Origin of the sequence: Xanthomonas sp. CFBP 8151 (assembly GCF_011761885.1) — a bacterium.
GTDB classification, from domain to species: Bacteria; Pseudomonadota; Gammaproteobacteria; order Xanthomonadales; family Xanthomonadaceae; genus Xanthomonas; species Xanthomonas arboricola_B.
The window spans coordinates 1,552,997-1,568,981 of the sequence record NZ_JAASQZ010000001.1 but is presented as its reverse complement, the minus strand read 5'-3'; the positions used below and the strand labels follow the sequence as shown (position 1 = coordinate 1,568,981).

12 protein-coding genes and 1 other RNA gene are annotated in these 15,985 nt (G+C 66.3%); 2 read left to right on the top strand and 11 right to left on the bottom strand.

The window, feature by feature from the left end; all coding sequences use genetic code 11:
• Nucleotides 1-126: 126 nt before the first annotated feature.
• The 11 genes from FHT08_RS06575 to FHT08_RS06525 all read right to left on the bottom strand — a co-directional run bounded on the left by FHT08_RS06575 (nt 127) and on the right by FHT08_RS06525 (nt 12,921).
• A complete protein-coding gene (locus FHT08_RS06575; RefSeq protein ID WP_166774614.1) occupies nt 127-975 on the bottom strand; it encodes an ABC transporter permease subunit in 849 nt (282 codons plus the stop codon).
• The gene (locus tag FHT08_RS06570; protein WP_166774613.1) at nt 972-1,880 is read right to left on the bottom strand and encodes an ABC transporter permease subunit; all 909 of its coding nucleotides are present in this window, start codon (nt 1,878-1,880) and stop codon (nt 972-974) included. The genes FHT08_RS06575 and FHT08_RS06570 overlap by 4 nt, the downstream gene beginning before the upstream one ends.
• A complete protein-coding gene (gene potA, locus FHT08_RS06565) occupies nt 1,877-3,007 on the bottom strand; it encodes a polyamine ABC transporter ATP-binding protein (RefSeq protein WP_104537059.1) in 1,131 nt (376 codons plus the stop codon). The genes FHT08_RS06570 and potA overlap by 4 nt, the downstream gene beginning before the upstream one ends.
• A 249-nt stretch (nt 3,008-3,256) precedes the next feature.
• Nucleotides 3,257-4,747 carry an efflux transporter outer membrane subunit gene (locus FHT08_RS06560; protein ID WP_166774612.1) on the bottom strand — a complete coding sequence of 497 codons (1,491 nt, stop codon included), beginning with the start codon at nt 4,745-4,747 and terminating at the stop codon, nt 3,257-3,259.
• Nucleotides 4,748-4,751: 4 nt separating this feature from the next.
• Nucleotides 4,752-6,338 (bottom strand): MDR family MFS transporter, encoded by a 1,587-nt coding sequence (locus FHT08_RS06555; RefSeq protein ID WP_166774611.1) that lies wholly within the window; start codon nt 6,336-6,338, stop codon nt 4,752-4,754.
• Nucleotides 6,335-7,537 carry an HlyD family secretion protein gene (locus tag FHT08_RS06550; RefSeq protein WP_166774610.1) on the bottom strand — a complete coding sequence of 401 codons (1,203 nt, stop codon included), beginning with the start codon at nt 7,535-7,537 and terminating at the stop codon, nt 6,335-6,337. The genes FHT08_RS06555 and FHT08_RS06550 overlap by 4 nt, the downstream gene beginning before the upstream one ends.
• 147 nt (nt 7,538-7,684) lie before the next feature.
• A non-coding RNA gene (locus tag FHT08_RS06545) (sX9 sRNA) lies at nt 7,685-7,757 on the bottom strand.
• 116 nt (nt 7,758-7,873) lie between these two features.
• Nucleotides 7,874-8,989, bottom strand: a complete 1,116-nt coding sequence (locus FHT08_RS06540; RefSeq protein ID WP_166774609.1) for a polyamine ABC transporter substrate-binding protein — start codon at nt 8,987-8,989, stop codon at nt 7,874-7,876.
• 206 nt (nt 8,990-9,195) lie between these two features.
• Entirely contained in the window at nt 9,196-10,572 is a 1,377-nt protein-coding gene (locus FHT08_RS06535) for an aspartate aminotransferase family protein (protein ID WP_166774608.1), read from the bottom strand.
• Nucleotides 10,573-10,773: 201 nt separating this feature from the next.
• Nucleotides 10,774-12,159: a glutamine synthetase family protein gene (locus FHT08_RS06530; RefSeq protein WP_166774607.1), complete on the bottom strand. Its 1,386-nt coding sequence runs from the start codon at nt 12,157-12,159 to the stop codon at nt 10,774-10,776.
• A 6-nt stretch (nt 12,160-12,165) separates the two neighbouring features.
• Nucleotides 12,166-12,921, bottom strand: coding sequence for a gamma-glutamyl-gamma-aminobutyrate hydrolase family protein (locus tag FHT08_RS06525; RefSeq protein WP_104537047.1), 756 nt, complete (start codon nt 12,919-12,921; stop codon nt 12,166-12,168).
• Between the two features lie 289 nt (nt 12,922-13,210).
• Here FHT08_RS06525 and FHT08_RS06520 point away from each other — a divergent pair, with 289 nt between their 5' ends.
• Both FHT08_RS06520 and FHT08_RS06515 read left to right on the top strand, forming a co-directional pair.
• Nucleotides 13,211-14,590: a glutamine synthetase family protein gene (locus FHT08_RS06520; protein WP_166774606.1), complete on the top strand. Its 1,380-nt coding sequence runs from the start codon at nt 13,211-13,213 to the stop codon at nt 14,588-14,590.
• Nucleotides 14,590-15,906: an FAD-binding oxidoreductase gene (locus tag FHT08_RS06515; protein WP_166774605.1), complete on the top strand. Its 1,317-nt coding sequence runs from the start codon at nt 14,590-14,592 to the stop codon at nt 15,904-15,906. The genes FHT08_RS06520 and FHT08_RS06515 overlap by 1 nt, the downstream gene beginning before the upstream one ends.
• Nucleotides 15,907-15,985 lie beyond the last annotated feature (79 nt).

Genomic DNA, 15,985 nt, shown 5'->3' with positions numbered 1-15,985 from the left:
TCCGCTAGCCGCCGCAGGCATCTGCAAGCGGCTTGCAGCGGTCGTAAATGTCGGCTGCGTGGGCGTTCGCAGCCGTCTGGCCGCCGCTTGTTGCGATGCATTCGCCACCCCCATGTTGGTGCCTGCTCAGGAAGCAGCTTGCAGCGCCAGTTGCGCATCGCGCTGACGGCGTCTTTCGCCGCGCGCCAGCAGCCACCAGCCGATCGCTGCGGCGATCGACACCGCCAGCACCATCAGCGTGGCCAGTGCGTTGACCTTGGGGCTGATGCCCAGCCGCACCGAGGCAAACACCTTGATCGGCAAGGTGGTCGAACTGGGCCCAGCCAGAAAGCTGGCGATCACCACGTCGTCCAGCGACAGCGTGAACGCGAGCAGCCAGCCCGATGCCAATGCGGGGGCGATGATCGGCAAGGTGATCAGCAAGAACACCTTCAGCGGTGTCGCGCCCAGATCCATCGCCGCCTCTTCCAGCGAGCGATCCAGTTCCTGCAGGCGCGAGGAAATCACCACCGTCACGAACGAGACGGTGAAGGTGACATGCGCCGCCCAGATCGCCACCGCGCCACGCGGTGCGATCCCGAGTACACCGCCCATCGAGACCAGCAACAACAGGATCGACAGGCCGATGATCACTTCCGGCATCACCAGCGGCGCGGTGATCAACGCGCCGAACAGGGTCTTGCCGGGGAAACGCCGCATGCGCACCATCGCCAGCGCCGCCATCGTCCCTAGCACCGTCGATGCACAGGCGGTCCAGAACGCGACTTGCAGACTGACCCAGGCCGCCTCCAGCAACTGGCGATCGCGCAGCAATTCGCCATACCAGTGCGTGGAAAAGCCGCCCCACACCATCGCCAGCCGCGAGGCGTTGAACGAGTAGACCATCAGCAACAGGATCGGCAGATACAGAAAGCCGAAGCCCAGCGCGAGGACACTGCCACCCAGCACGCGACCACCGCGCGAGGCGCGCATCATGTCAGCCGCCCTTCCAGCTCGCGCTGCTGATAACGGTGGAAGAGCACGATCGGCGCCAGCAACAGCAGCAACATCACCGTGGCCACCGCAGCGGCCACCGGCCAATCGCGATTGTTGAAGAACTCGCCCCACAGCACGCGGCCGATCATCAAGGTGTCCGGCCCGCCCAGCATTTCCGGAATCACGAATTCGCCCACCGCCGGAATCATCACCAGCATGCAGCCGGCCACGATGCCGTTACGCGACAGTGGCAAGGTGATGCGCACGAACGCCTGCCACGGCCGCGCGCCCAGGTCGTAGGCGGCTTCGAGCAGGCGCCGATCGTGCTTGACCAGGTTGGCATACAACGGCAGCACCATGAACGGCAGATAGCAGTACACGATGCCGATGTAGGCGGCGAGCGGTGTGTACAGCAACTGCAAGGGCTGGCGGATCACCCCCAGCGCCAGCAACGCCTGATTGAGCAAGCCGTTGCCGTCGAGGATGCCGATCCAGGCGTAGACGCGGATCAGGAACGAGGTCCACGATGGCAGCACCACCAGCATCATCGCCACATTACGCGTGGCCAGCGGCAGACGCGCGATCACATAGGCCATCGGGTAGCCGATCAACAGCGCAAACACGGTGGACAGCGCCGCGATCCTGATCGAACTCGCATACGCCGCTACGTATTGGCTGTCGCGCAGCATGACCAGATAATTGCCCAGGTGCAGCTTGAGGCTCACCGCCCCATCGGCGGCAACGGCGAACAGCGGCGTGTACGGCGGCATCGCGGTGGCGCGCTCGGCGAAGGAGATCTTCAGCACGATCAGGAACGGGATGGCGAAGAACACCAGCAGCCACAGAGACGGGGCGGCGATCACGCCCCAGCGCGCGCCCGGCAATGCGCGGATCCGGCGCCTCATGCGGTGAGCACCACGCCATCGTGCTCGCCCCAACTCAGCCATACGCCATCGCCCCAGCTCAGCGCTTCGCTGGCCCAGCGCTGACGATTGGCGAAGTTGGCCATCAGCTTGAAACCGCCGGGCAGGCGCACGTGGTAGACCGAATGGCTGCCGAAATAGGCGATGTCCTCGATCACGCCCTGCGCCTTGTTGCAGGCCTGGGCGGGCTCGTCCTTGCCGATGACGAGCTTTTCCGGGCGCAGCGCGAATGTCACCGCCTGCCCTTCGAAACCGGTGATGCCGTGGCCGATCCGGATGCTGGCGTCGAAGGCGGACGCCTTCAGGCCAACGTAATCCGGCTTGTCCTCGACGATGACTGCGTCGATCAGATTGACCGAGCCGATGAATTCGGCGGCGAACCGGTTGGCCGGTTGCTCGTAGATTTCGTCTGGCGTGCCGACCTGCTGGATCCAACCCTGGTCCATCAACGCGATGCGGGTAGCCATGCTCATGGCCTCTTCCTGATCATGGGTGACCATGACGCAGGTGACGCCGGATGTCTCGATGATGTTGACCAGTTCCAGCTGCATCTGCGCGCGCAGCTTCTTGTCCAGCGCGCCCATCGGTTCGTCCAGCAGCAGCAGCTTGGGCCGCTTGGCCAGCGAGCGCGCCAACGCCACGCGTTGCTGCTGCCCGCCGGACAATTGATGCGGCTTGCGCCGGGCCAGGCTGCCAAGCTGCACCAGCTCCAGCATCTGGCCCACGCGCGCTGCGATCGCCGCCTTGGACAAGGCTTCCTGCCTCAGTCCAAAGGCGATGTTCTGCTCCACGCTCATATGCGGAAACAACGCATACGACTGGAACATCATGTTGATCGGGCGTTCGTACGGCGGCAACGTGTCGATCGGCTGGCCATCGAGCACGATGCGGCCCTTGGTCGGCCGCTCGAAACCGGCCAGGCAGCGCAGCAAGGTGGACTTGCCGCTGCCCGAACCGCCCAGCAGCGCGAAAATCTCGCCCTTGCGGATCTGCAGGCTGACCTCGTCGACCGCGACAACGCCATCGAATTCCTTGCGGACCTCGCTGATGCTCAAGTAGGCGTTGTCGCCACAAGAAAGCGGCGCCGGCGCGGCCTCGGTAACTGCCATGAACCCTCTCGATGGCCAAGCATGGCCCAGCAACGACTGTGCACCTCCAGACGCTGGCACCGCCAGTGCTCGATACGAGATCCAGCACCCGTCCCTTTCAGTTCAAGCGCATCGTCTGCAGCAAACCGGCGACGACCTGCCACATCGGGTGACTACCGGTCGGCACAGGCCCCGCAGCAGCGCAGCGTCTGCAGCAGGAAGACACCCTACCGCGACCGGGGCACAGACGCCCGCCGCGACGGGTACCGATCAGCGTGCCTGCCGCACCGGCGCGCTCCATCCCAGACCCAGGCTCTTCTGCAGCGCAACGTAATTCACCAGCAACTGCACCTGCGCCTGCGCGGCGGCGTCCTGCGCGGACAGTTGCTGGCGTTGCACGTCGAGCAGATCGATCGACGAGGTGGCTCCGGCATCGCGCCGCTGTTGCATCAGCCCGGCCGAACGCGTGGCCGAGGCTTCGGCCTGGCGTGCCACCACCAGCTGCTTGCGCGCCGAGCCGAAGCGCGCCAATGCCGAATTGGCATCCTGCAACGCAGCCAGCACCGCCCCCTCGTACGCCGCCTCGCGGCCGGCGTTGCCGGCCCGTGCCTGCTCCACCTGCGCCTTGGTGCGGCCGAAGTCGAAGATCGACCAGCGCAGCATCGGCACCGCCAGTGTGGTCAAGGCGTCGGAATTGAAATCGCTGGGCGAGCCGGCGACCCAGCTCAGGCCGCCCAACAGGCTCACCTGCGGGAAATACCCGTTCAATGCCTCGCCGATCTGCGCGCTGGAGGCAGCCAGCTCGCGCTCGGCCTTGCGCACATCGGGGCGGCGACGGATCAAGGCGCCGGCATCGTCCACACGTACCTGCGCGGGCAGCATCGGCAACGGCCGCGGCGCGCTCAACTGCGCATCCAGCGCACCAGGCTCGCGCCCCACCATCAGCGCCAGCTGGTCCAGCGCTTCCTGCGACTGCATTTCCAGCGGCAGGCGCTGCGCCTGTTGCTGCTGCACTTGCGTGGCGATCTGTTCGACCTGCAGGTCCGAGGCCGCACCACGTTCGCGGCGCTGCTGGGTCAGGCGCAAGGTCTGCCCGATCTTGTCCAGATTTGCATCGGCAATTGCCAGCCGCGCCTGCAAGCCGCGGTAGTTGAGGTACACCTGCCCCACTTCGGCCGCCAGCTGCACCTGCGCATCGGCCAGCTCGGCTTCCGAGGCCTGCGCCTGTGCCAGGGCGCCTTCGGCGGCGCGACGGCGGCGGCCGAAGACATCCAGCTCCCAGCTGGCATCGAAACCGGCGCTGTAGATCTGGGTCTTTTCCAGATCCAGCGCCTCGCTGCCCTGTGCCGGTGGCTGCCCATTCTGACTGTTCTGCAAGCCGCCCAGCGTATCGACGATGGTCTGCGGCGGCTCGGCATACGCATACATCGCACTGGCGTTGAGCTTGGGCAGGCGCTCGGCACGGCGCTGGCTGGCCAGTGCGCGATTGGCGCGCAACCGCGCCTGCGCCGCACGCAGGTTGGGACTGTCGGCCAGGGCCTGGGTGACCAGCCGGGTGAGGGTCGGATCCTGCAGTTCCTCCCACCAATGATTCAATGGCGCGGCGGCGACCACGTCGGCGCCAGCTGCGCGATGCAACGCCGGCGCCTGCACCGCCGCGTCGGCCACTGTCGGGGGCTTGGTGTAGTTGGGGCCGAGCATGCAGCCGCCGAGCAGGACCACGCTCAGTGTCGCGGCCAGGGACATGCGGATCGGGCGCATGGAATCAGTGCATTGCAAGGTGCGCCCCCTTGGGTAACGGCTTGAGCAAAAAGGCCAGCGGAATCGTGCAGACCACGATCACGCCGAAAATCCAGAACAGATCGCTATAGGTCATCACCAGCGCCTGCTGCTGTACCAGGCGCGCCAGCTGCGCGACCGAGCGAATGGCCGCCTCGCCGCCGGCGCTGCCCTGCATCTGCATGGTCAGGCCGGACAGAAAATCCTGCGCGCGCGAGGAATTTGCAGTGATCGCGCTGCCGATGGTTTCGGTGTGGAAGGTCATGCGGCGCTCCTGAAAGGTGGAGATCAGCGCAAGCCCGACCGAGCCGCCGAGGTTGCGGCCGGCGTTGAACAGGCCTGACGCATCGCCGGCCAATTCGGGCGGTACCGAGGAGATGGCCGCCTGGTTCAACGACATCATCGCCAGCGCCAGGCCGCAGCCCTGCAACAACTGGCCGGCGACGAAATGCGTGCCGACCGTGTCGGCGGTCAGCGACAGATTGACGAAGCACGCCGCGGCAAAACAGATCAGCCCGGCAATCACCAGGATGCGCACGTCCACCACCTCCAGCAGCTTGGGCATCATCGGCATCAGCAGCACGGTCGGCAGCCCGGACAGCAGCAGCACATAGCCGGCCTGCTCGGTGTTGTAGCCGGAGATCACCGCCAGGAACTGCGGGATCATGTACATGACGCCGAACAGGATCATGCCCACCGCCATGATCATGACGAACACCGCGCCGAAGCTGCGATGCAGCAGCAGCGACAGCCGGATCACCGGCGCGCGGCGACGAAATTGCGAAATCACCAATGCGATGAAGCCGCTCAGCGCGATCACGCTCAGCGTGTTGATCTCGCTGGATTCGAACCAGCGCTCGCGCTGGCCTTCTTCCAGCACCACGGTGAGTCCGCCCAGACCGGCGGTCAGACCGTAGATGCCCAGCCAGTCGGCATTGAGCAGGCCGGCCCAATCGCCTTTTTCATGCTTGAGGCCAAGCAGCAGCAAGGCCACCAGGCCCACGCAGATCGGCACGTTGATGAAGAAGGCGTAGTGCCAGCTGACGTTTTCGGTGAGCCAGCCGCCGAGCAGCGGGCCGATCACCGGGCCCATGATCACGGTCATACCGAACAGTGCGGTGCCCATGGTCTGCTGACTGGGCGGCAGGCGCGTGGCGACGATGGTCAGCGCGGTCGGAATCAGCGCGCCACCCGCCAAACCCTGCCCAACGCGGCCGATGATCATCATCGTCAACGAGGTGGACAGTCCGCACACCACCGAAAAGGCGGTGAACATCACTGCGCAGATCAGCAGGAAATTGCGCAGGCCCAGCGTGCGCACGAACCAGCCGGTCAGCGGGATCATGATGATCTCGGCAACCAGATACGCGGTGGAGATCCAGGTGCCTTCCGTGCCGCTGGCGCCGACCTCGCCCTGGATCGTGGGCAGCGCCGCATTGACGATGGAGATGTCCAGCGTCGCCATGAACGAACCGATGGTGCCGGCCAGCACCGCCAGCCATGCGCCCGGCTCGGCCTTCTCGCGCTGCGCGCTGCCGCCGGCACGCTGGCCGGTGGCTGCCGTTGCATTCATCGCGCGCGCTCCTGCGCCTGCACGCGATCGGATTCCTCCTCGGCCCGTTGCTTGGCGTTCTTGGCCGAGCGCGTGTCCACGGTGACCTCAACCGACATGCCCGGCACCAGCACCTTGCGCGCCTCGTCGCCGGCCAGCACGCGGATGCGCACCGGCACGCGCTGCACCACCTTGGTGAAGTTGCCGGTGGCATTTTCCGGCGGCAACAGTGCGAACTGCGAGCCGGTACCGGGCGACAGGCTCTCGACCTTGCCGTGCAGCTTGACGCCCGACAAGGCATCGACCTCGATCTCGGCCGGCTGGCCGGGACGCATCAGGCCGACCTGGGTTTCCTTGAAATTGGCGATCAGGTAAAGCGATTCCTGCGGCACGATGGTCATGGTGCGGGTACCCGCCCCGAGAAACTGACCGACCTGCACCGTCTTGTCGCCGACGCGGCCGTGGATGCGGCTGGTCAACAGGGTGTCTTCCACCGCCACGCGGGCCTGGTCGGCATCGGCGGTGGCTTGCTTGAGGCCGGCCTGGGCCTGTTCCAGCTGCGCGTTGCTGGCCAAAATCTGGCTCTGCGCACCCTTGGCCTGCGCCTGCGCGGCCTCGTGCTGGGCACGTGCGCGTTGCAGTTCGTGCTGCAGACTTTCCTGATGCTCGTGCGTGTCGGCGCCAGAGGCGGCCAACGGGGCGAAGCGCTTCACTTCGGCCTGAGCGAACCTCAGGCTTGCCGCCGCCGAGGTCACCTGGCTGCGTGCCTGCACCAGCGCCGACTCCTGACCGGACACATTGGCGGTGGCCGCGGCGATATCGGCCTGGCGCGCGGCGATCGCGGCTTCGGCCTGCTGCAGGGTCGCCTGATAGGTGCGCCCATCGATCTGCAGCAGCGGTTGGCCGGCTTCCACGATCTGGTTGTCGCCCACCATCACCTTGGTCACGTAGCCGCTGACCCGCGGCGCCACGGCCACCGAATCGGCCTGCAGGTAGGCATTGTTGGTGTCCTGCATGTAGCGGCCCTTGATCAGGTAGTAGGCCAGCCAGATCACCAGCAGCACCAGCACCAGCACCCCGATCACGATCAGCGTCCATTTGACCTTGGGATTCTTCAACGGCGAGGGCTTGGGCGGCTCCTGCTCGTCGTGCGCGCCGGTGGCTTGCGCATCCGTGCCCGAAGGCTGGCCGTCGTTGGACTGCTGGTCGTGGTTGCTCAAGGTGAGGCGTCCTGTGTCGTGGGCGAGGCGCGCGCGACGACGTGCCGCATCAGCGGCCCGGCGAAGGCGGCACAACCATACAATTATTTGAACCGTCCGGTACAGATTGCGTGACGACCGCAGTCAGCGTGCGCTATGACGAAGAGCGGCTGACAACACCTAGCGAGCAGTCGTCAGGGGTGCAGACGGCGCGCTCAGAACCGGAGTACGAGTGGGACATGCCGATCCCGCGCACCGGCCGCGCGCGCCTGGCGGCTGCGCAGTGGTCTTGTTAGGCGCTCTTATGAGCGGGCGCCTGGCAGGCGCCGTACAGGGCTGCAGGAACAACTGCGGCCGTCAGCGGCCGGTCTTGATCTCGGTCCACAGCCGCGTATACAGGCGATCCACCTCGGGCGGATTGATCGCATAGGTGAACATCTTGGCGGTCACCTGCGGCGGCGGGTAGATGGTGGGGTCGTTGCGGATCGCCGCGTCCACCAGCGGCGTGGCGGTGCGCACCGGGTTGGCGTAGTGGATGAAGTTGCTGTTGGCCGCGGCGACATCCGGCTTCAACAGATAATTGATGAAGGCATAGGCGTTGTGGGGATGTCTGGCGTCCTTGGGAATGGCCAGCATGTCAAACCACTGCGGCGCGCCCTCCTTCGGAATCGCATACGCCACCTTGATGCCGTTGCCGGCTTCCACCGCACGGTCGCGCGCCTGGATGACGTCGCCCGACCAGCCCACCGCCAGGCAGGTGTTGCCGTTGGCCAGCGAGGTCACGTACTGGCTGGAATGAAAGTTCTGCACATACGGGCGGATCGTCTTGATCAGCGCGGCGGCCTTCTCGATCTCGGCCGGCACGCTGCTGTGCGGATCCAGGCCCAGATAATTGAGCGCAATGGGAATCAGATCCGAGGGCGTATCCAGCATGGTCACGCCGCAGTCCTGCAATTTGGACAGGTTTTCCGGCTTGAACACCAGATCCCAGCTGTCGGCGACCTCGGTGCTGCCGAAGATGGCCTTGAGCTTGTCCACGTTGTAGCCGATGCCGGTGGTGCCGATCATGTATGGCACGCCATAAACGTTGCCCGGATCCTGCGCGGCGATGCGCCGCATGATGTCCGGGTCCAGATTGGCCAGATTGGGGATCTTGGCCTTGTCCAGCGGCAGGAACACGCCGGCCTGGATCTGCCGGCCGAAGAAGTTGAGCGTGGGCACCACCACATCGTAATCGCTGCCACCGGCGAGCAGCTTGGTTTCCACCATCTCGTCACTGTCGAAGACGTCGTAGGTGACCTGGATGCCGGTGCGTTTTTCGAATGCGGGAATGGTGTCTTCGGCGATGTAGTCCGAATAGTTGTAGACATTGAGCACCTTTGCCTGCGCGTCGGCACTGCCGGGTGCATTGCTGCCACCGCAGGCGGCCAGCAACGTGGTGGACAGCGTCAGGGCAAGCAGTCGCAGCGTCATGCGGGTCTCCAGAGCAGCGCGATCAGGGCGTCCGGGATGCGGCCGGTCGAAGGGCCAGCCTACCCATGGTGGTTGTGTTTGCACAGCGCGGCGTGGCGGAAACCAACCGTATGCACCCGCTGGCCGGCGCGGCAGGTGCCGCAATCGCCTCTGCCGGCCGCACTCGCGAGTACGCGACCGGCAAAGCTTGACGTGCGCCGGCAGGCTTACCCCGCACCGATGCCCAGCGCCTGCGCAGTATCGTCCAGCGCCGCCCAGGCCTTGTCGAACAGCTCATCGACCTGTGCGTGGGTGATGATCAATGGCGGCGACAGCAGCATCGCGTCGTAGGTGGCACGCAGGATCAGCCCGCGCCGCAGCGCGAAATCGCGGCACAGCGCACCGATCCGACCGCGTTCGGGAAAATAGGCCCCGCGCCGGCGTTTGTCCGGCACCAGTTCCAGTGCCCCGACCAGGCCGGCGATACGCGCCTCGCCGACCAGCCGGTGCTCGCCCAGCTCGGCCCAGCGTTGCGCCAGGTACGGCGCGATCCGGGTACGCGCGGTGTCCACGATGCCTTCGTCCTGCAGCAGGCGCAGGTTCTCCAGCGCCACCGCCGCGCAGACCGGATGCCCCGCATAGGTGCCGCCGTGCGCCAGCTCGCCCCCCTGCGCCTTGAGCACGCCGGCCACGCGATCGTTGAACATCGCTGCCGCCAACGGGATATAACCGGAGGTGATGCCCTTGGCCAGCGTCATCACGTCGGGCTGGAAGCCGAAATAATCCGCACCGAACCAGGCACCGGTACGCCCGAACCCGCAGATCACCTCGTCGGCCACCAGCAGCACGTCGTAGCGCCGGCAGATGCGCTCGATTTCCGGCCAGTAGCTGCGCGGCGGGATGTACACCCCGATCGCGCCCATGATCGGTTCACCGATGAAGGCCGCCACGTTCTCTGGGCCGAGTTGCAGAATCTTGTCTTCCAGGCGCTTGGCCGCCAGCAAGCCGTACTCCTCTGGATCCATCTCCCCGCCATCGCCGAAGTGATACGGCGGCGCGATGTGGTAGATATCCGGAATCGGCAGGCCACCCTGCCTGTGCATGCCGCGCATGCCGCCCAGGCTGGCACCGGCCATGGTGGTGCCGTGGTAACCATCATGACGGCCGATGAAGATGCGTTTTTCCGGCTGCCCCTGCACCGCCCAGAAATGCCGCACCAGCCGCAGGATGGTGTCGTTGGCCTCCGACCCGGAGTTGGCGAAGAACGCGTGGTTCAGATCGCCCGGTGTCAGCTCCGCCAGCTTGGCGGCCAGATGGATGGTGGGCTCGGTGGTGCACTGGAAGAAGCTGTTGTAGTACGCCAGCTGTTCCATCTGGCGTGCCGCCGCCTGTGCCAGCTCGGTGCGCCCGTAGCCGACATTCACGCACCACAAGCCGCCGAACGCATCCAGCAACTTGTTGCCCTGCGCGTCCCAGACATACACGCCCTCGCCACGGGTCAGGATGCGCGTGCCCTTTTCGGCCAGTGCCGCGTTGTCGTTGAACGGATGCAGGTGATGGGCGGCATCGAGTTGCTGCAAGGTTTCCAACACAGTGGGGTGCACGGCTTGCTCCGGAAGGTGGCTCACGCCAGTGGCGCGAATGCAGTGGCGTTACGAAAGGCAGCTGGCGCAAAACGCATCGGACGCAAGCAATGCACGTGAGTCTGGACCATGGCCAGACGACCTGCCCTCATCCGCCCTTTGGGCCCCTTCTCCTGAGGGGAGAAGGGAGCGGCGCGGCACGCTGTGCCGAGCGCAGACGCCTCACACATTCAACAACAGGAACTCCCGCTCCCACGAACTGATCACCCGGAAGAACGTTTCGTATTCCTTGCGCTTGACCGAGATGTAGGCGCGCACGAAGCGACGCCCCAGCATTTCCTGCAAGGCCTCGCAGCCCTCCAGCCCATCCAGCGCCTCGCCCAACGAGCGCGGCAGATCGTAGCCCTGCTCCTTGCCGTTGCTGCTGATCGGCGCGGTCGGTTCGAGCTTTTCGCGGATGCCGAGCAAGCCGCAGGCCAGGGTCGCCGCCATCGCCAGGTACGGATTGGCGTCGGAGCCGGCAAAGCGGCTTTCCACCCGCATGTTCTGCGGCACATCGATCGGCACCCGCAGCCCGCAGGTGCGATTGTCGAAGCCCCACAGCACATTGCTCGGCGACACCTCGCCGAACATCAGCCGCCGGTAGGAATTGACGTTGGGTGCCAGGAGCCCCATCGCCATCGGAATGTATTTCTGCAGGCCACCGAGATAGTGCGCAAAGGTGTCGCTGAAGCCGCCTTCGCGTTTGCCGCTGAACACGTTCTTGCCGGTGCCGGCATGCAGCAGGCTCTGATGGATATGCATCGCACTGCCCGGCTCGGTCTCCATCGGCTTGGCCAGAAACGTCGCATACACGCCATGCCGCAGCGCGGCCTCGCGCATGGTGCGCTTGAACAGGAACACCTGATCGGCGCGCGAGAGCGCATCGGCGTGGGTGAAGTTGACCTCCAGCTGCGCGGCGCCGGATTCGTGGATCAGCGTATCCACGTCCAGTTCCATCGCATCGCAGTAGTCGTACATCAGGTCCAGGATCGGGTCGAACTCGTTGACCGCATCGATCGAATACGACTGCCGCGCAGTCTCCGGCCGACCCGAGCGCCCGGCCGGCGGCAACAACGGAAAGTCCGGGTCGGTGTTCTTCTGCACCAGGAAGAATTCCAGCTCCGGCGCCACCACCGGTTGCAGCCTGGCCTCGGCATACGCGTCCAGCACCCGCCGCAGCACATTGCGCGGGGCAAGCTCATGCGGTTGCCCGTCCTTGGTGTAGCAATCGTGGATGACCTGCGCGGTGGGGTCGGCCGCCCACGGCACCATGCGCACGGTGGACGCATCCGGGCGCAGATGCATGTCCGAATCCGATGGCGAGGTCAGCTCGTCGTAATCGTCCGGGACATCGCCGGTGACGGTGGTGGCGAAGATGCCTTCCGGCAGGCGGGTGCCATAGTCGTGCGAGAACTTGTCCGCCGGGATGATCTTGCCCCGTGCGTTGCCGGTGATGTCCGGCACCAGGCATTCGACCTCGGTGATGTGGCGCTCCTTGAGCCAGCGGCGCAGCGCGCTCTCGGGCTGTTTGGGCCTGGAGATGCGCGAACGTGTGCGGATGGACATGCAACCTCACTGACCGCGTCGGGCGGCATACTGGCGACAGGCCTCGCCGAAGGCCTGAAAGATGGCACGGTAAAACGGATGCTGCGTGACACGCCACTCAGGATGCCACTGCACCGCGAGCAGAAAGCCCGGCCCGGAGCCGCGAAAGGCTTCGATCAGGCCATCCGGCGCGGTGGCTTCGATCGCCAAGCCGTCGGCCAAGCGCGCAATGCCCTGCCCGTGCAGCGAGTTCACCGCGACCTGCGCGCTGCCGCTCATGCTTGCCAGCAGGCCGCCGGCATGCAGCTGCACAGGATGCGCCGGGCCGTACTGCGTGTCCAGCGGCGCGGCACGGTCTTCGCGGTGATCAAGCAGACCGGGCACGTCATGCACGCGTTGGTGCAGGCGCCCGCCCAGCGCCACGTTGACCTCCTGCAGCCCGCGGCAGATCGCCAGCACCGGCAGGCCACGCGCAAGTGCCTGCGGAATCAGCCCCAGGCTGGTGGCATCGCGCGCCGGGTCGTGCGGATTGCCCTCCCAGCTCGGCTCGTCGCTGTAGTGATGCGGCTCGACATTGCTCACCGCACCGGTCAGCAACAGGCCATCCAGGCGATCCAGCCAGGCGCGCGCATCCAGCGTGGGTTGCAGGCTCGGCAACAGCACCGGCATTGCGCCGGCCGCGTCCACCACCGCGCGGATGTACTTCTCGCCGGTGGCCAGAAACGGATGCGGCCCTTGCTGGATGCGATCGGTCGGCAACCCGACCAGTGGAACGACAGCCATGCGGATCTCCCGGTTGAACGCTGCTGCATCACGCGCGCGCTCGCCATCAGGCCAAGCGTGGGCAGTGTGCGCGCCACCTATCGGCGCGCTGCTGGCGTCTTGCGCGTCACCTGCATCCCTCCGACCGCGACGACGCGTCAGCGTGTGTTCGCCATGGGTCGATGGGGTGCGTCGAGGATGCCTGCGAACTTACCGTGCGGCCACCAGCATTGCCAGGGGCGACAGGCGCACGCCGCGAAAGATCACCTGTGCTTTGCTAGTCTGAGCGGCGACCTTGCAGGTGGTGCCCATGGCTTCCGAGAACTCCGTCGCGTGCTTGCCCGCCGCCGATGCCGCCACGCTGGCGCGTATCGATGGCTGCGAAGCGGTCGATCTGCTGTTGCCCGACACCAATGGCGTGCTGCGCGGCAAACGTGTGACAGCCGAGGTCCTGGGCAAGGTCTATCGCGATGGCGTGTGCCTGCCGATGTCGCTGATCGCCACCGACATCACCGGCAACACCGTCGAGGAAACCGGGCTGGGCTATGCGATCGGCGATGCCGATCGCGTCTGCCGGCCCATCGCAGGTTCGCTGCGCCCCGTGCCGTGGGCACCGCGGCCGATGGCGCAGCTGCTGCTGGCGATGCATCAGCCGGACGGCGGCGTGTTCGAGGTCGCACCGCGTGCGGTATTGCAGCGCGTGCTGCACGGCTTTGCCGCAGTCGGCCTGACCCCGGTCATTGCAGTGGAACTGGAGTTCTACCTGTTCGATGCGGTACCCGATGCGCAAGGACGCCCGCAGACGCCGCGCGATCCGCAGACCGGTGAGCGCAGCGACAGCACCCAGGTGTATTCGCTGCAGGACCTGGACGACCAGCGTGCGTTTACCGATGCGGTGACTGCCGCCTGCCGCCTGCAAGGCATCCCGGCCGACACCGCCGTGGCCGAATATGCGCCCGGCCAGTTCGAAATCAACCTGCAGCATCGCACCGATGCAGTGGCCGCCTGCGATGAGGCGATCCTGCTCAAGCGCACCATCAAGGCGATCGCGCAACAGCAGGGCAAGCTCGCAAGCTTCATGGCCAAGCCGTTTCCCGGCCAGGCCGGCAGCGGCCTGCACCTGCACGTGAGCCTGCTCGATATCGACGGGCACAATGTATTTGCCGGCAGCGTCGATGCACCCGCCAACCGCCTGCGCCATGCCATCGCCGGCCTGCAGCGGCACGCCGATGCCTCGCTGCTGCTGTTCGCGCCGCACGCCAACAGTTACCGCAGGTTCGTCAGCAACGCCTTCGTGCCGCTGGATGCGAGCTGGGGTTTCAACAACCGCACCGTGGCGCTGCGCATCCCGCATAGCGATGCCCGCAATATCCGCATCGAACATCGCATCGCCGGCGCCGATGCCAACCCGTACCTGGCCGCCGCTGCCGTGCTCGCCGCCCTGCTGGACGGCCTGCAACATCCCGGCGAGCCTAGCGCGCCAGTCACCGGCAATGCCTACGCGCAATCGGTCTTCCGGCCGCGTACCTGGCAGGCCGCGGTGGATGCATTCGGCGCCAGCGACTTTGTCGGCACGCAGTTCGGCAGCCAGTTCCAGCACGTGTTCGGACGGCAGAAACAACGCGAGCTGCTCGATTACCAGGCGCTGGTGCCGGATCTGGACTACGCCCGGTACCTGCGGATCGTGTGATGAACGGCGCGGCCACATCGCTACGGCCTGCCGATCCGCGGGGCAATGGCTATCCCGACAGCTGGTACGCTCGCAGCACGCCGGCCTTGCCGGAGCAACCGCACCTGCAGGGCGCCCAACGTGCCGATGTCTGCATCCTCGGCGCCGGCTACACCGGCCTCACCGCCGCGCTTGCCCTGGCCGAGGCCGGTTACCAGGTCATCGTGCTGGAAGCCAGGCGCGTCGGCTGGGGCGCCTCCGGACGCAATGGCGGCCAGGCCATCGTCGGCTACGGCTGCGAGCAGGAAACCCTGGAAGCGCTGGTCGGCGATGCCGACGCGCGGCTGCTGTTCGACTTCTCGCGCGACGGCATGCGCTTGCTGCGCGCGCGCATCGCACGCCACGCCATCGCCTGCGACTGGCGTGACGGCCACGCCCACGTGCCACTGAAACCGCGCCAGGTGCGGGCCCTGCAGCACGGCATCGTGCGCATGGCCGAGCGCTACGACTATCGGTTGGAATGGTGGGACCGCGCGCAGACGCGGCAAGTGCTGGACAGCCCGCTCTACCTGGGTGCGATGTTCGACCCGGCCAGCGGCCATCTGCATCCGCTGGCCTATGCACTGGGCCTGGCACGCGCAGCGCTGGCGGCAGGCGTACGCATCCACGAGGGCTCGGCGGTTACCCGGCTGGAACACGGCGAGCGCGTGACGATGCAGACCGACCAGGGCAGCGTCAGTGCCGAGTTCGGCGTGATCGCCGGAAACGCCCTGCTGCACGACGTTGCCACAGCGCTGGAACGCCGCATCATGCCGGTCGGCACCTATGTCGGCGCGACGCCGCCGTTGGGCCAGGCCCGCGCGCGCGCGCTGATCGCCAACGGCATGGCGGTCGCCGACACCAACCGGGCACTGGACTATTACCGGCTCAGCGCCGACCACCGGCTGCTGTTCGGCGGACGCGCCAGTTATTCCGCGCGTCCGCCGCCCGGCCTGGATCGGCTGATGACCCGACGCATGCACACGGTCTTCCCGCAGCTGCACGACGTGCCGCTGGAAACACTGTGGGGCGGCGACGTGGACATCTCGCGCAATCGCGCCCCGCATTGGGGCCGGCTGGCGTCCAACGTCTATTTCGCCCAGGGATTCTCCGGGCATGGCGTCGCCGCCACCGGCCTGGCCGGCCAGGTCATCGCCGAGGCCATCGCCGGCCAGAGCCGACGGCTGGATGTGTTCGCGCGCATTCGGCATCGGCCTTTTCCCGGTGGGCGCCTGCTGCGCACGCCGCTGCTGGTGGCCGCGATGAGCTGGTACCGGTTACGCGATGCGTTGTGGTGAACCAACTGCTGTCTTGGACACGTTGAGACGCGGCGCTCAAGTTTTGGCGAGCAGGGCCGTTAGCGGGTAGGACGGTTCG

Bases quoted from the DNA above. Each gene is read 5' to 3' on its own strand.
- FHT08_RS06525 (WP_104537047.1), bottom strand. From the start codon at position 12,921: ATGGCTGTCGTTCCACTGGTCGGGTTGCCGACCGATCGCATCCAGCAA.
- FHT08_RS06555 (WP_166774611.1), bottom strand. From the start codon at position 6,338: ATGAATGCAACGGCAGCCACCGGCCAGCGTGCCGGCGGCAGCGCGCAG.
- potA (WP_104537059.1), bottom strand. From the start codon at position 3,007: ATGGCAGTTACCGAGGCCGCGCCGGCGCCGCTTTCTTGTGGCGACAAC.
- FHT08_RS06515 (WP_166774605.1), top strand. From the start codon at position 14,590: ATGAACGGCGCGGCCACATCGCTACGGCCTGCCGATCCGCGGGGCAAT.
- FHT08_RS06530 (WP_166774607.1), bottom strand. From the start codon at position 12,159: ATGTCCATCCGCACACGTTCGCGCATCTCCAGGCCCAAACAGCCCGAG.
- FHT08_RS06560 (WP_166774612.1), bottom strand. From the start codon at position 4,747: ATGCGCCCGATCCGCATGTCCCTGGCCGCGACACTGAGCGTGGTCCTG.
- FHT08_RS06540 (WP_166774609.1), bottom strand. From the start codon at position 8,989: ATGACGCTGCGACTGCTTGCCCTGACGCTGTCCACCACGTTGCTGGCC.
- FHT08_RS06520 (WP_166774606.1), top strand. From the start codon at position 13,211: ATGGCTTCCGAGAACTCCGTCGCGTGCTTGCCCGCCGCCGATGCCGCC.
- FHT08_RS06570 (WP_166774613.1), bottom strand. From the start codon at position 1,880: ATGAGGCGCCGGATCCGCGCATTGCCGGGCGCGCGCTGGGGCGTGATC.
- FHT08_RS06575 (WP_166774614.1), bottom strand. From the start codon at position 975: ATGATGCGCGCCTCGCGCGGTGGTCGCGTGCTGGGTGGCAGTGTCCTC.